Here is a 13,691-nt window from a genome sequence, read left to right on the forward strand (position 1 = left end):
CTGGGCGCCCGGCCGCGCGCGCCGGCTGCCGCCCTACGGCACGGGAGGCGAGGGCGGCGGCGCCCCGAACGCCTCGACGATCGGCCGGAACTTCATGTCGGTCTCGGCGAGTTCGTCGGCGGGCACCGAGTCGTGGACGATGCCGCAACCGGCATACGCGCGCACCGTGCCATCCGGTGACACCTGCGCGCAGCGCAGCGCGATCGCCCATTCGCCGTCGCCCTCGGCGTCGACCCAGCCCACCGGGCCGGCGTAGCGACCGCGGTCGAAGCCCTCGAGCTCGGCGATCGCGTCGAGCGCGACGCGCCGCGGGGTGCCTGCGACCGCCGCCGTCGGGTGCACCGCGCGGACCAGGTCGAGCGAGCTCGAGCCGTCGCCGAGCGTGCCCTTGAGGTCGGTCGCGAGGTGCCAGAGGTTCGGCAGTTGCAGCGTGAACGGTTCGGGGCTCGCGTCGAGCCGCGCGGTGTGCGGGGCGAGCGTCGCCACCGCGCTCTCGACGGCGAGGGCGTGCTCGGCGAGATCCTTGTGCGACGCGGCGAGGCGCGCCGCCTGGCCGCGATCGGATGCCGCGTCGCGCCCGCGCGACGCGGTGCCGGCGAGTACGCGAGCCGAGACCGTGCCGTGGTCGACGCGCACGAGCGTCTCGGGGCTCGCGCCGATCAGGCCGTCGACGGCGAACACCCACGTGTCGGGGTAGTCGTCGGCGAGCTTCGCGAGCGCTGCACGTAGCCCCGCGCCCTCGTGCAGGGTGCCGACGATCTCGCGGGCGAGCACGACCTTCTCGAAGCGGCCGTCGTCGATGCGGCGCACGGCCTCGGCCACGGCGCCGGTGTATGCCTCCGGCGGCATGGCGCCGGGTTCGAAGCGCACGCGCGGGACGTCGCGCTTGGGTGCGGGCGCGGGCAGCTCGACCGGCTCGGGCGGGGCGGCGGATGCCTCATCGACGAGCTCGATGCGGGTGACCCATGCGCGCCCGTCGCGGCGGCCGAGCACGATCTCGGGGACGACGAGCACGCTCGTGGCCGCGGACTCGTCGGCGAACGCGATGGCGCCGAACGCGACGAGCCCGCTGCCGGGCAGCCCGACGCGGTCGTCGACGTCGGCGCTGCCGGCGACGCGCCGCCACTCGCGGGCGGCGTCGGCCACGCGATCGGCCCCGCGCGACTCGATGCGGAGCACCTCGCCGAGGCCGATCATGCCCTCGCCGCGGCGCATCCAGAGCAGCGGATGGCGGGGGTCGAGGCGCGGCACGAGCGGTGCGGTCTCGTCGACCGCGACGGTGCGGACGCGCAACCTCGTGTCGGCGGCGGGAGGGGCCGCGGCATCCGTTCGCGTCACCGGACCAGCCTACGCCGGAAGGTACGAGGCGGACTCACGGGGCGCAGTGTCGGCGCCGCCTCAGGCGGGGACGACCTCGACGCCGTGCCAGAACGCGACGTGCTCGCGGATCTCGGCGGCCGCGTCGGAGGGGGTGTTGTAGGTCCAGGCGGCGTTGGGGTTGCGCTGGCCGTCGACCTCGACGTGGAAGTAGTTCGCGGTGCCCTTCCAGTGGCACACGGTGCGGTTGTCGCTGGCGACGAAGAACTCGGGGCGGATCGCCTCACGCGGGAAGTAGTGGTTGCCCTCCACCACGACGGTGTCGTCGGACTCCGCGATGACCGTGCCGTTCCAGATCGCCTTCATGCCGTGCCGTTCCTTTCATCGAGCGGATGGCGCATCCGCGCCGTCCACCATGATCGAACGCCGTCGAGCTGAAGATCCATCCCGATGCATGGAAACTCTCAGGTTCGGCCGCGTCATCCGAGCGAATTCGCAGGATGAGCGGGCCGACGGGTGCCGTACAACGGGGATGACGCGTGTGGTCCTGCGAACTCTGCCGCCGGGTGCAGGAGGCGACCGTAGACTCGCAGGCATGACGCGCGCAGACCTCGGCAAGGACCCCCGTGACGTCTCGGCGATGTTCGACCGGGTCGCGGCGCGCTACGACCGCACCAACGCGGTGCTCTCCGTCGGCAACGCCGCACTGTGGCGGGTCGCCACGACGAAGGCCGTCGCGCCGAAGCCGGGCGAGCGCATCCTGGATGTCGCGGCGGGCACGGGCACCTCGAGCGCGAGCCTCGCGAAGTCGGGTGCGAGCGTCGTCGCCGCCGACTTCTCGCCGGGCATGATCGAGGTCGGCCGCCGCCGCCAGGCGCACGTGCCGAACCTCGTGTTCGTCGAGGCCGACGCGATGAAGCTGCCGTTCGGCGATGCCGAGTTCGACGCGGTCACGATCTCCTTCGGCCTGCGCAACGTGAAGGAGCCGAAGGTCGCGCTCGCCGAGTTCCTGCGGGTGACGAAGCCGGGCGGACGCCTCGTGGTGTGCGAGTTCTCGCACCCGCCGGTGGGCGTGGTGCGCGCGGGGTACGACTTCTACCAGAAGGTCGTCATGCCCCCGCTCGTCAAGCTGTCGAGCTCGAACGACGATGCCTACGAGTACCTGAACGAGTCGATCAACGCCTGGCCCGACCAGCCGACGCTCGCCGGGTGGATCCGCGAGGCCGGGTGGGCGGATGTCGCGTGGCGCAACCTGACGGCCGGCATCGTCGCGTTGCACCGCGCGCGGAAGCCGCTCGACGTGGTGGACACCTGAGCCCGACGCGTTCGACAAGCTCGCAGCATCCGCTCGGCTCGCTCTCGGTAGGCTGGCTCTCGTGAATCCGAGCCACACGGTCCGTCGCGCCTCCTCGCTCGCGGCCAATCTCGGCCTCAGCGAGCGGGTGTTCGCCTCCGCGGCCGATCGAGCCATGGCCCGGGCCATCGACGACGGGCTCGAGCGCGTCGAGGTGGGGCTCGCCGAGCAGGTCCGCTTCGCGGACACGGTGGCGGATGTCACGAGCCGCTACCTGCTCGAGGCGGGCGGCAAGCGCGTGCGCCCCATGCTGACGCTCCTCACCGCGCAGCTCGGCGACGGCGCCGTCGACGATGTCGTGACGGCGGCGATGGCGATCGAGATCACGCACCTCGGTTCGCTGTACCACGACGACGTCATGGACGAGTCCGAGCGTCGACGCGGCGTGCCGAGCGCGCAGACGGTGTGGGGCAATTCGGTCGCGATCCTCACCGGCGACCTGCTGTTCGCGCGGGCGAGCCAGCTCATGGCGAAGCTCGGGGAGCGCGCCATCCGCATGCAGGCCGACACGTTCGAGCGCCTCGTGCTGGGGCAGCTCAACGAGACCGTCGGGCCCGACCCCGACGAGGACCCGATCGAGCACTACATCCAGGTGCTCGCCGACAAGACGGGCTCCCTCATCGCGGCGGCCGCGCAGTCGGGCATCATCTTCGGCAACGCCGACCCGGCGCTCGAGGCGCCCATCATCGAGTTCGGCGAGAAGATCGGCGTCGCGTTCCAGCTCATCGACGACGTCATCGACCTGTCGCCGCAGCCCGAGGAGACGGGCAAGGTCCCCGGCACCGACCTGCGCGCGGGCGTCGTGACGCTGCCGTTGCTGCGGCTCGAAGACCTGGCGAAGACGGATGCCGCGTCGGCCGACCTGCTCGACCGGATCCGTCGCGACGTGCTTCCGACACCCGCCGAGGAGGCGGGCGATCCGTTCGACACGAACACGCTCGCGGCTCGCATCGTGCCGTCTCGGGCGACGGTCGACGCGCTCGTCGACGAACTGCGCGAGCACGAGGCGACGCAGTCGACGCTCGCCGAGGCGCACCGCTGGGCGCGCGAGGCCGTCGCCGCGCTCGGGCCGGTGCCCGAGGGCAGCGTGAAGAAGGCGCTGACGCGCTTCGCCGACACCATCGTGGAGCGTTCGAGTTGAGCTCGGCTCCTTCATCGACGACAGGAGGTCACCGCCGGTGACGAGGAACAAGTTGCGACTGGCCATCGTCGGCGCCGGCCCCGCCGGCATCTACGCCGCCGACATCCTGCTGAAGTCGGAGCGGAACTTCGACGTCTCGATCGACCTGTTCGATCACCTGCCCGCGCCGTACGGGCTCGTGCGCTACGGCGTCGCGCCCGACCACCCGCGCATCAAGGGCATCATCACGGCGCTCCGCGAGGTGCTCGACCGCGGCGACATCCGGATCTTCGGCAACGTGCGGTTCGGTGAGGACATCACGCTCGCCGACCTGAAGAAGCACTACAACGCGGTGATCTTCGCGACGGGTGCGGTGAAGGACGCCGACCTCAACATTCCCGGCATCGACCTCGAGGGGTCGTACGGCGCGGCCGACTTCGTGAGCTGGTACGACGGGCACCCCGACTACCCGCGCGAGTGGCCGCTCGAGGCGAAGTCGGTGGGCGTCATCGGCAACGGCAACGTGGCGCTCGACGCCGCGCGCATGCTCGCGAAGCACGCGGAGGACCTGCTGCCGACGGAGATCCCGGCGAACGTGTACGAGGGGTTGAAGTCGTCGCCCGTCACCGACGTGCACGTGTTCGGCCGCCGCGGCCCGACGTCGGTGAAGTTCACGCCGCTCGAGCTGCGCGAGCTCGGCGAGCTGCGCGACGTCGACATGATCGTCTACGACGAGGACTTCGACTACGACGACGCCGCGCGCGCGGCCGTCGCCGGCAACAAGCAGGTGTTCGTGATCGACAAGGTGCTGCAGCAGTGGCGGCAGCGCGAAACCGGACAGGCGTCACGCCGCCTGCACCTGCACTTCTTCGCCAAGCCGCTCGAGGTCGTCTCCGACGATGCGGGGCGGGTGGCCGCGCTGCGGTACGAGCGCACCGCGCCCGACGGCGAGGGCGGGGTCGTCGGCACCGGTGAGATCCGCGAGATCCCGATCCAGGCCCTCTACCGCGCGGTCGGCTACTTCGGTTCGCCGCTGCCCGGCATCCCGTTCGACAAGAAGTTCGGTGTCATCCCGAACCACGAGGGCCAGGTGCTGATCCGCGACAAGGAGACCGGACAGTCGCGCCAGATGTACGGCGTCTACGCGACCGGTTGGATCAAGCGCGGGCCGGTCGGCCTCATCGGCCACACGAAGTCCGACGCCATGGAGACGATCAAGCACCTCATCAACGACCTCGGCAACTGGTGGCGGCCCGAGTCGCCCTCCGAGGAGTCGGTGATCGAGCTGCTCGAGTCCCGCGGCATCGAGTGGACCGATCTCGACGGATGGCACCGCCTCGACGAGCACGAGCAGGCGCTCGGCGCCGCCGAGGAGCGCCGCCGCATCAAGGTCGTGCCGCGCGACGAGATGGTCGGGATCTCGCGCGGGGAGGTCTAGCCGCCCGTTCCCTGCCCGCGATGCGTCAGACCATGCGGCAGTACCAGCCGGCGCTGCTCACCGGGGAACCTGAGGCGTACGAGAGATCGAAGTTGTTGCTCGGGCAGTAGGGCCGCAGTGCGTTGAGGCCGAAGAGGAGCAGTTCGGAGGTGTCGGTGATCGTCCCCGTGTACGGCTCCGCGATGCAGGTCCAATACGAGCCCTCATCGAAGGCGGGCTCCGTGAGGGTCCCGGTGAAGGACGCGCACACCTCCTCGAGCGTCGGCGCTGCGTCGATCGTGAATCCCGCCGCAGCGGTCGCACTGCTGCCGTCGGTGAGCGTGAACGTCACGGTGAACCTGTGGTCGCCGTCGGTGAGGTCGCCGAGGTCGACCGAGTAGGTCGACGCCTTCTTGGTCGTCGTGTCCGCTGCGGCGTCGCACGCGACGGGCGTGCCGTCGACATCGCACGCCTGGTCCGCGACGGCCTGGGCGCCCCGGTTGATCGCGTAGTCGATGGTGACGGCGTCGTCGTCGGGGGTTCCGGCGGTGGCGGATGCCACGGGAGCGTTGCTCTTCGCGGGAGGGGCGGCGTGTGCCGGAGCGGCGAGCCCGAGGCCGGCGATGACCGCGACCGCGGCGACGAGGACGGTGGTGCGGGTCAGGTTGCGCATCGTTGCTCTCCTTCCCGGCGCGAGGTACGTCGGTGAGTCGCACGATAGGGACGGCGGTCGGCGCCCGTCAGCCCCATACGGGTGATGCTCTCCCCTTCGGGCCTCGATTCGTAGACACCTCTCCGTTCTACGATGAGAGCATCGCCGACGAGGGGGAGAACCGATGGCAGTGACCGTGACGCCCGAGACCTACATCCGCGCGGAGGTGGACGGCCGCTTCGCGGTCTTCCAGCAGCGCGCCGGCGGGAAGGTGAACGAGTTCTACCTCATCTCGCGTCCGGTGCCGACCGACGAGCAGCCCGTGGTGCGGATGAACCGCGACACGCTCTATGGCGGCGGAGTGATCGACACTGCGAAGGGCGCCCGGGTCTACGTGCCCGAGGTCGCCGACGGGCGGTACGTCTCGCTGATGGTCATCGACAACGACCACTACACGGTCGACGTGTTCCACGAGCCGGGGTGGCACGAGATCGACTCGCCGACCCGCTACTGCGTCGCCGTGCCGCGCGTCGAACTGCACGACATGCGCGATGAGGACGAGATCGCGAAGGTCGTCGAGGTGCTGCACCGGTTCGAGATCGAGGCCGACAGCGCTGAGGACTTCGCGCCCGCCGATTGGGACTACGACTCGATGTTCGCGCTCCGCGCGCAGTACGAGCAGGAGTTCCGCACGTATACCCAGTACCCGGCCGAATGGATGGGCCGTCGCGGCGAGGTCGACGAGGAGACCCGTCACCTCGCGGTCGCGGGTGCGTGGGGCCTGTTCCCCGAGAAGGAGGCGGTGTACATCAACTACACCGGCCCGGCGGGTGCCTCGAAGGCCTACACCGCCACGTACACGGTGCCGCCGTGCGACGCGTTCTGGTCGATCGCCGTGTACGGCGACGACGCGTTCTTCCACTCCGACAACGCCACGCTCAGCCCGGCGACGACGCACTACAACGACGACGGCACGTTCACCGTGTACTTCGGCTCGGAGGAGATCGTCGGCGACAAGCCGAACCGTCTCGACATCAGCGAGGGCTGGAACTTCCTCTTCCGCGTCTACAAGCCCGGCGACATCGTGCTCGCGCGCGAGTACACGCTGCCCGACGTGCTCGAGGTCTAGCCGCCTCGGAGGCCAGCGCGACCGCTGACGCAGCCGACGGCGGTCCCTACGACTGACGCCCGACCGGTGGCTCGCCGACGAACTCGTGCGCCTCGCGGGCGAGCTCCGACCAGAGTTGGAGGTCGGCGACGCGCACCCAGGTGCGGCTGTCGCCGCCACGCGTCGAGTGGAACGGCACGACGATGCCACGCTCCTGCAGGTCGGTCGACCGCGCCTCGGGCAGGTCGACCACGAGCTCGCCGCCGTCGAGGAACGCGAACAGCCTGCCCTTCACGAGCAACCCGTCGGGCGTGGCATCCACGTCGTGGTCGGCATCTCGGAGCAGTTCGTCGGCCACGGCGTCGTAGGTCGCCTGCGCGTCATCCATGTCTTCCCCCTGTCGGTGCCTTCGCGGTGGAGCCTACGCCGCGCGGGCGTCGCGCGCCGCGCTACGCTGCACACCATGCCCCTCGCCCCCGTCGCCCTCGCCGTCGGGGCCGCGATCGTCGGTGCCGTGCTCGGCTGGTGGCCGCTCGCCGCCTGGACCGACCGCAACATCCGTCGCGATCGAACCGAGCGGATGCCGCTGCGCGCCCTCCGCGCCTGGTCGGCGGGCACGACCGCCCTCCTGTTCGGACTCGTCGCCTGGCGCTACGGCCTCGACCCCGTGCTGCCGGCCCTGCTCGCGCTCGCCGCCGCCGGCGTCGCTCTCTCGATCGTCGACCTCACCGAGAAGCGCCTCCCGAACGCCATGGTCTTCCCGACCCTGCTCGCGGTGGCGGTGCTCCTCATGCTCGCCTCCGCCCTCACGGGCGAGTGGCTCGCGCTCGCGTGGGCGGCCGCCGGCTCCGCCGGCATGTTCCTCTTCTACTTCGTGCTCGCGCTGATCTCGCCGAAGGCGATGGGCATGGGCGACGTGAAGTTCGCGCTGCCGCTGGGGTTGGCGCTCGGATGGTTCGGATGGGTGATGTGGGTCGCGGGGCTGTTCGGGGCGTTCCTCGTCGGAGGAATCGTGGCGATCGTGGCGCTCGCGCTGCGGCGCGTGACGCTGAAGGGATCGGTGCCGTTCGGGCCGTCGATGCTGGCGGGGGCGGTGCTGGCGTTGGTGCTTCTGGGGGCCTGACTGGTCGATCGCGACTGGCGTACTCTTGGCTGTCCCCTGACCTCGAGCCTCGTGTCCCCCGAAAAGCGGACCATAGCACTCGGATGACAATCGCTCGGTTACGGGCAGGTCACGTTTGTACCCCTGCCTGTACCCAGTCAGGGGGTGCCCCGAAGTGGGGCATAGCGTCTGATTCGTTCGCATCGATACGGTTCACTGGCCGCTTGCACGTGTGGGCGGCACCCCAGATTCTGTTCGACCCGAAGGGTGTCACTCATGTCCAAGCTTGTTGCCAAGGCCCAGGCCCGTCTCGCCACGCTCCGCAGCCAGGAGGAAGGCGCGACTGCCACCGAGTACGCGCTCGTCCTCGGTCTCGTCGCCATCGCGCTGGTCGTTGCCGCGACCGCGCTCACCGGAATCCTCGACACCTTCGTCGCCGAGATCGGCACGTGGATGTCCGGCCAGGGCGTCAGCTGACCTGACTGCGCAAAGCCTGTCAGCGGGGTTCGGGGGGCGATCGTGCTCCCCGGACCCCCTTCGCAGTAGGGTTGGGTTCCGATGAGGAAACGTCAGGATGAGCGCGGAGCCGCTGCGGTCGAATTCGCTCTCGTCTTCCCGCTGGTGATCATGCTGCTCATCACGGTGCTCGAATTCTCCCGGCTCTGGAACATTCAGGCGACGATCGCGGACGGTGCCAGGATTTCCGCCCGCTACGCTGCGATCCATCCCGAGGATGCCGACGTCGTTCAGGAGGCAACCGACCGGGCAACGGCGATCCCGGGCTTCGTCGACTGGTCCTCCGCCACGATCGACATCGACATCGATTGCGAGGGCGCGGAGATCGCGTCATCGGTGATCGAGGTTTCACCCGGTTCGATCACCACCTGGTTTGCCGACGCACTCGGCAGTCCGATCACACTCAGCGCGACAGGAACGATGCCATGCGGTGGTTGACGCAGCACAGCCAGACGGTGTTCCGAGAGGAGCGCGGCGCCAACGCGGTGCTCATCGCATTGCTGATGATCCCGCTCATGGGTATCGGAGCGCTCGCGCTCGATGTATCAGCGCAACACGCCGAACGCACGCAACTTCAGCACGGAGCGGACGCCGCCGCGCTGGCTGTCGCGAAGATGTGCGCGAAGGACGAAGCACTTTGTAGCACCTCGACAGCTGCGTCCACGGGCAATACGTTCATCGGGGACAACAGCGGAACCCCTGTCGATGGAGCGGCGGAGATCGAACTCCTCGACCTCGCGAACAACACCGTCCGTCTGGCAGCTGCGGCAGAGTTCCCGCACTTCTTCGCATCCTTGGTCGACGGCGATTCCGACCCGAACAATACGACCGTCCGAGCGCGTGCCACCGCCGAGTGGGGCTCACCCGAGAAGGGGTCGACGATCCCCTTGGCGATCGCCGAGTGCGAGCTCTCCAAACACTTCGACCCCGGCACGGAGACGACCGGCGACCCGTTTATCCTTCTGCTCATCGGCCCGGGCAAAGGCTCGAAGAACCCGGCCGACTGCGCGCCCGGATACCCAGGCGGCTTCGGCTGGCTCGAGGGCGATGACATCGACGGAGACGGCAGCCCTGACTGCGAGGTCATCGTGGAGGTAGGTGTTCCGGAGGATGGGGTCCCAGGTAGCTCCGACACCAAGGCAGGCGGTTGCCCCGACGACTACATCGCAGGGCTGCTCGGCAAGACCGTCCTGATCCCGCTCTACGATTCCTACACGGCAGGAAGCGGTGGAAGCGGTGGGAGCTACAACATCAGTCGCTTCGCAGCCTTCAAGGTGACGGGCTTCCATGTCGCAAGCGGGAAGTGCGACGCACCCGGCGTCAAGGTCGGAGGAAACTGCTACCTCCCCGGCGAACAGAACTCACCCGGATTCAAGGGCGGAGAGTTCGGGCTGCAGGGATACTTCGAACGCTACGTCGCGATCGGTGAGGACTTCGAGCTCGGCGACTCTCCCGACGGTGGACTCTCGATCGCGCGCCTCATCGGGTGAACCCGACCGCCCCAAGCCCTATACGCCCCCAAACTCGCAAGGACCCGAATGAAGACCCGCATCATCGGCGCGATCGTCGCCCTCATCCTGGCCGTGGTCGGCGCCTTCGTGCTGGTCAGCTATGTTCGGGGGGCCGACCTCCGGGCGGCTGAGGGCGCGGAACTGGTGGACGCATACGTTGTCCAGCAGTCGATCCCCGAAGGTACCGCGGGTGAGAACGTCGCGGAGTTCGTGAGAGTCGACACCGTCCTCCAGCGCAACCTGGCTGAGGGCGCGGTCACCGACCTCGACGATTTGGCTGGGCTGGTCGCCGATGCCGACCTCCTCCCCGGGGAACAGCTGCTTGTCACGCGGTTCGTTGACCCGGACGAGCTCGCGGCGCGAGGAGATGTGCCGGTCCCGGAGGGAATGCAGCTGCTCTCGTTCACGCTCCCGGCTGACCGAGTCGTCGGTGGGCAGGTCCGCGCCGGTGACCGGATCGGGCTCGTGGGGACGGTCGATCCCGATGAAGTAGGCGACGCCGAAGACGTCGTCAATCCGATCTCGCAGTTCGCCTTCCACGGGGTTCTGGTCACGAAGGTGCAAGGCGTTGTGGCCGTCGACCCGGAGACCGGCGAGGCACAGGACCAGGGATCCGGCGACAACATCATGTTGACGATCGCGCTTTCTGCCCCCGATGTCGTGCGTTGGGTCTGGTTCACGGAGGGGGAGGCCGCTCAATATGCGCAGATGTGGCTCACGCTCGAGAACGAGTTGACCGACAACAGCGGTGCCGGCGCCGTCGACGGAAGCAATGCCTGGCAGTGAAGCCCTTCTTGCTGATCAGTCGCTCTGCCGAGTACGAGACCCGCCTGAGGTCGCTACTCGGCAGTCGGCTTGCCGTCGTACCCGGTGAATTCCTCATGCTCGGCCCTCAAACCGTTGTCGAACGTGTGCATCACCAACCTCGAATTGCGCTCCTCGGGCCTGTCCTCAACTTCGAAGAGACTCGCGGACTGGTCGGTGAACTCACCCAGCGGTACCCGGAAATTGGGTTGATCGTCGTGCGAGAGCAGCGCACGGACCTCGAGGACTGGGTGGATGACCTGCCCCTGCACGCTGTGCTGAGTCCGCACGCCGCAGACTCCACGACGACCGAGCTTCTCGACCGTCTCTCCGGTTGGCTTGTCTCGAACGGCCGCGCCGTGCCTGAGGACTTCGAAGAGCCGCCGGCGAGCGAAGTGGGCGAGGTGATCGCTGCTCTCGTGCATGGTAGCCCGGACGCTGAGCCGCTCAACGAAGCCGACCAGGTTGAAGCAGGTTCGGAGTCGCAGCCTTTCGAGTGGGAATTTCCGCCGCTTGAGAGCGGCGTACCATCCGAGGCGATCGGAGTCGTCGCGCCCAAGGGCGGTCAGGGGAAGACGACGATCGCCGTGAATCTGGCAACGGGACTTGCGGAGGTCGCGCCGAACTCCGTGGTGCTCGTCGATGCCGACCTCCAGTTCGGGGACATCACGGCGGCGCTGAACCTCACACCCGAGCGAACTATCGTGGATGCCGTCGCCGACAGCGCTCAGGACGAACTCGTCCTGAAGACAGCACTCACTCACCATTCTGATGGCTTCTTCGTCGTCGCCAGCGCACCTTCTCCTGAACTGGGCGATGCTGTGGCGAGCGATGCTCTCGGGCATCTGATCGAGCGGCTGCGCGAAACCTTCCGGTATGTCGTGGTGGACACGACACCGGGCCTCGGCGACCACACGCTCGCGGTAGTCGAGCACGTGACCGATGCCGTGTTCGTCAGCAACATGAGCGTTGCCAGCCTCCGGGCGATGCGCACCGAATTCCAGCTACTCACGACGTTGGGGCTCATGCCGAGCAATCGGCACTTCGTGTTGAATCAAGTCGACAAGATGAGCGGACTGACCGTCAAGGATTCGGAGGCGCTGGTCGGCGCACCGGTCGATGTCGCCGTCCCCAAGTCGTCAGCCGTGCTCCTGGCGAGCAACCGCGGAATCCCCCTCATCCATGACGATGTACGTGACCCCGCGGCGCGGGCCGTTCGCTCGGTCGTCATGAGAATCGCTCCCGAGGCGTACCCGAAGCGCACCAAGATCCAGAGAAGGTGGCGATCAAATGGGACTGAATGATCGGCTGAATGCCCTCCGCAACACGCAGATGCCGTCGGCGTCGGCGCCCGCTCAGACGAACGTCGTTGTCGATCCGGAGCCCGTCCACGTCGACTCGACGTCAGAGCAGCAGGACACCCCGAGCATCGAGCCTCGGGTTTCCATTCCTCCACTTGCCGCAACGACGAGCCAGCTCCGGCCGCCGCCCACCGTGGATCCGTTGGCCTCCGTCAAGGAGAAGGCTGCTCAGGAGCTCTTCGTCCGGATCGGATCGCGGTTGAACGACGCGAGCCTGACAGAAGAACAGCTCCATGCCCTCGCTCGCGCGGAACTCGCCGAGATCGTCGCGGGCGAGCAGCTTGCGCTGACGACTGCGGAGCGCAACCGACTGATCGACGACATCGGCGCCGACGTTCTCGGCTATGGCCCTCTCGAGCCACTTCTCGAGGATCCGACCGTGACTGAGATCATGGTAAATCGGCACGACCAGCTGTACGTGGAACGAAACGGTCGTTTGATGGAGACAGCGCACCGGTTTACTGGCGAGCCCCAGTTGCGTCGGGTAATCGAACGCATCGTCTCCCGAGTCGGTCGCCGAATCGATGAGTCGTCCCCCCTTGTCGACGCGCGGCTCGAAGATGGATCCCGAGTGAACGCCATCATCCCCCCGTTGGCGGTGAACGGCTCCTCACTCACAATCCGCAAGTTCGCCGGCACACCGTACACGGTTGAAGATCTCGTTCGGTTCGGCACCCTCACGCGCGAAGTCGCCACGGTGCTGGACGCCGCAGTCCGCGCCAAGCTGAACATTCTTGTCTCCGGAGGTACTGGTACCGGAAAGACGACAATGCTCAACGTGCTCTCAGCCTTCATCCCGGTAGACGAGCGCATCATCACTATCGAGGACGCAGTCGAACTCCAGCTCCAGCAGGATCACGTCGTACGCCTCGAGTCGAGGCCGCCGAACATCGAAGGTCGTGGAGAGATCACGATCCGCGACCTGGTCCGGAACTCCCTCCGCATGCGCCCTGACCGGATCGTCGTCGGCGAGGTCCGCGGTGCGGAGAGCTTGGACATGCTCCAGGCGATGAACACCGGTCATGAGGGCTCCATCTCGACACTGCACGCGAACTCTCCTCGCGACGCGATAAGCCGAATGGAAACGCTCGTCCTCATGGCAGGAATGGATCTGCCACTGCGTGCGATCCGCGAGCAGATATCATCCGCGATCGACCTCATCGTCCAGATCACGCGCCACAAGGATGGCGTTCGTCGCGTGACGCACGTGACTGAAGTCCATGGGATGGAGGGGGACATCATCACCCTCCAGGACGCCTTCACCTTCGACTACTCGGCGGGATTCGACGAGGATGGGGGGCTCCGCGGACGGATCGAACCTACGGGAGTACGGCCCCGGTTCGCGGAACGCATTGCGGATCACGGTATTCCGCTCCCGATCTCCGTCTTCCAGCCAGATCTGCGTGGCATGCTCGGGGAGATCCGGTGA

At 68.0% G+C, this 13,691-nt stretch carries 15 protein-coding genes; 11 read left to right on the plus strand and 4 right to left on the minus strand.

Annotated features, from left to right (window positions below):
- Positions 1-33: 33 nt before the first annotated feature.
- Both ACIQH8_RS16915 and ACIQH8_RS16920 read right to left on the minus strand, forming a co-directional pair.
- Positions 34-1,338, minus strand: a complete 1,305-nt coding sequence (locus ACIQH8_RS16915) for an isochorismate synthase MenF (RefSeq protein ID WP_401000820.1) — start codon at positions 1,336-1,338, stop codon at positions 34-36.
- Between the two features lie 60 nt (positions 1,339-1,398).
- Entirely contained in the window at positions 1,399-1,683 is a 285-nt protein-coding gene (locus tag ACIQH8_RS16920; protein ID WP_401000823.1) for a DUF427 domain-containing protein, read from the minus strand.
- A gap of 229 nt (positions 1,684-1,912) precedes the next feature.
- Here ACIQH8_RS16920 and ACIQH8_RS16925 point away from each other — a divergent pair, with 229 nt between their 5' ends.
- The 3 genes from ACIQH8_RS16925 to ACIQH8_RS16935 all read left to right on the plus strand — a co-directional run bounded on the left by ACIQH8_RS16925 (position 1,913) and on the right by ACIQH8_RS16935 (position 5,229).
- Complete coding sequence (locus tag ACIQH8_RS16925) at positions 1,913-2,632, plus strand: demethylmenaquinone methyltransferase (RefSeq protein ID WP_401000826.1); 720 nt, start codon at positions 1,913-1,915, stop codon at positions 2,630-2,632.
- 61 nt (positions 2,633-2,693) lie between these two features.
- Positions 2,694-3,812, plus strand: coding sequence for a polyprenyl synthetase family protein (locus ACIQH8_RS16930; RefSeq protein ID WP_401000829.1), 1,119 nt, complete (start codon positions 2,694-2,696; stop codon positions 3,810-3,812).
- 37 nt (positions 3,813-3,849) lie between these two features.
- The gene (locus tag ACIQH8_RS16935; protein WP_401000832.1) at positions 3,850-5,229 is read left to right on the plus strand and encodes an FAD-dependent oxidoreductase; all 1,380 of its coding nucleotides are present in this window, start codon (positions 3,850-3,852) and stop codon (positions 5,227-5,229) included.
- A 25-nt stretch (positions 5,230-5,254) separates the two neighbouring features.
- On the opposite strand, the gene ACIQH8_RS16940 is transcribed toward ACIQH8_RS16935, so the two are convergent.
- Complete coding sequence (locus ACIQH8_RS16940; RefSeq protein ID WP_401000835.1) at positions 5,255-5,881, minus strand: hypothetical protein; 627 nt, start codon at positions 5,879-5,881, stop codon at positions 5,255-5,257.
- Positions 5,882-6,044: 163 nt separating this feature from the next.
- Between ACIQH8_RS16940 and ACIQH8_RS16945 the strand changes: the two genes are divergently transcribed.
- On the plus strand, positions 6,045-6,989 hold the full coding sequence (locus ACIQH8_RS16945; RefSeq protein ID WP_401000838.1) for a DUF1214 domain-containing protein: 945 nt from the start codon (positions 6,045-6,047) through the stop codon (positions 6,987-6,989).
- A gap of 46 nt (positions 6,990-7,035) precedes the next feature.
- Here the strand turns inward: ACIQH8_RS16945 and ACIQH8_RS16950 are convergent, their stop codons facing one another.
- A complete protein-coding gene (locus tag ACIQH8_RS16950) occupies positions 7,036-7,356 on the minus strand; it encodes a hypothetical protein (protein WP_401000841.1) in 321 nt (106 codons plus the stop codon).
- 75 nt (positions 7,357-7,431) lie between these two features.
- On the opposite strand from ACIQH8_RS16950, the gene ACIQH8_RS16955 reads away from it, so the two are divergent.
- The 7 genes from ACIQH8_RS16955 to ACIQH8_RS16985 all read left to right on the plus strand — a co-directional run bounded on the left by ACIQH8_RS16955 (position 7,432) and on the right by ACIQH8_RS16985 (position 13,691).
- Complete coding sequence (locus tag ACIQH8_RS16955) at positions 7,432-8,091, plus strand: prepilin peptidase (RefSeq protein WP_401000844.1); 660 nt, start codon at positions 7,432-7,434, stop codon at positions 8,089-8,091.
- A gap of 255 nt (positions 8,092-8,346) precedes the next feature.
- Positions 8,347-8,547 carry a Flp family type IVb pilin gene (locus tag ACIQH8_RS16960; RefSeq protein ID WP_401000847.1) on the plus strand — a complete coding sequence of 67 codons (201 nt, stop codon included), beginning with the start codon at positions 8,347-8,349 and terminating at the stop codon, positions 8,545-8,547.
- A gap of 81 nt (positions 8,548-8,628) precedes the next feature.
- Complete coding sequence (locus ACIQH8_RS16965; protein ID WP_401000850.1) at positions 8,629-9,024, plus strand: TadE/TadG family type IV pilus assembly protein; 396 nt, start codon at positions 8,629-8,631, stop codon at positions 9,022-9,024.
- Positions 9,021-10,076, plus strand: coding sequence for a pilus assembly protein TadG-related protein (locus tag ACIQH8_RS16970; RefSeq protein ID WP_401000853.1), 1,056 nt, complete (start codon positions 9,021-9,023; stop codon positions 10,074-10,076). Before ACIQH8_RS16965 ends, ACIQH8_RS16970 begins: the two co-directional genes overlap by 4 nt.
- Positions 10,077-10,124: 48 nt before the next feature.
- The gene (locus ACIQH8_RS16975) at positions 10,125-10,883 is read left to right on the plus strand and encodes a Flp pilus assembly protein CpaB (protein ID WP_401000856.1); all 759 of its coding nucleotides are present in this window, start codon (positions 10,125-10,127) and stop codon (positions 10,881-10,883) included.
- Positions 10,880-12,205: a CpaE family protein gene (locus ACIQH8_RS16980; RefSeq protein WP_401000859.1), complete on the plus strand. Its 1,326-nt coding sequence runs from the start codon at positions 10,880-10,882 to the stop codon at positions 12,203-12,205. The genes ACIQH8_RS16975 and ACIQH8_RS16980 overlap by 4 nt, the downstream gene beginning before the upstream one ends.
- A complete protein-coding gene (locus tag ACIQH8_RS16985) occupies positions 12,192-13,691 on the plus strand; it encodes a CpaF family protein (RefSeq protein WP_401000862.1) in 1,500 nt (499 codons plus the stop codon). Before ACIQH8_RS16980 ends, ACIQH8_RS16985 begins: the two co-directional genes overlap by 14 nt.

Origin of the sequence: Agromyces sp. GXQ0307, assembly GCF_044769845.1 — a bacterium.
GTDB lineage: Bacteria > Actinomycetota > Actinomycetes > Actinomycetales > Microbacteriaceae > Agromyces.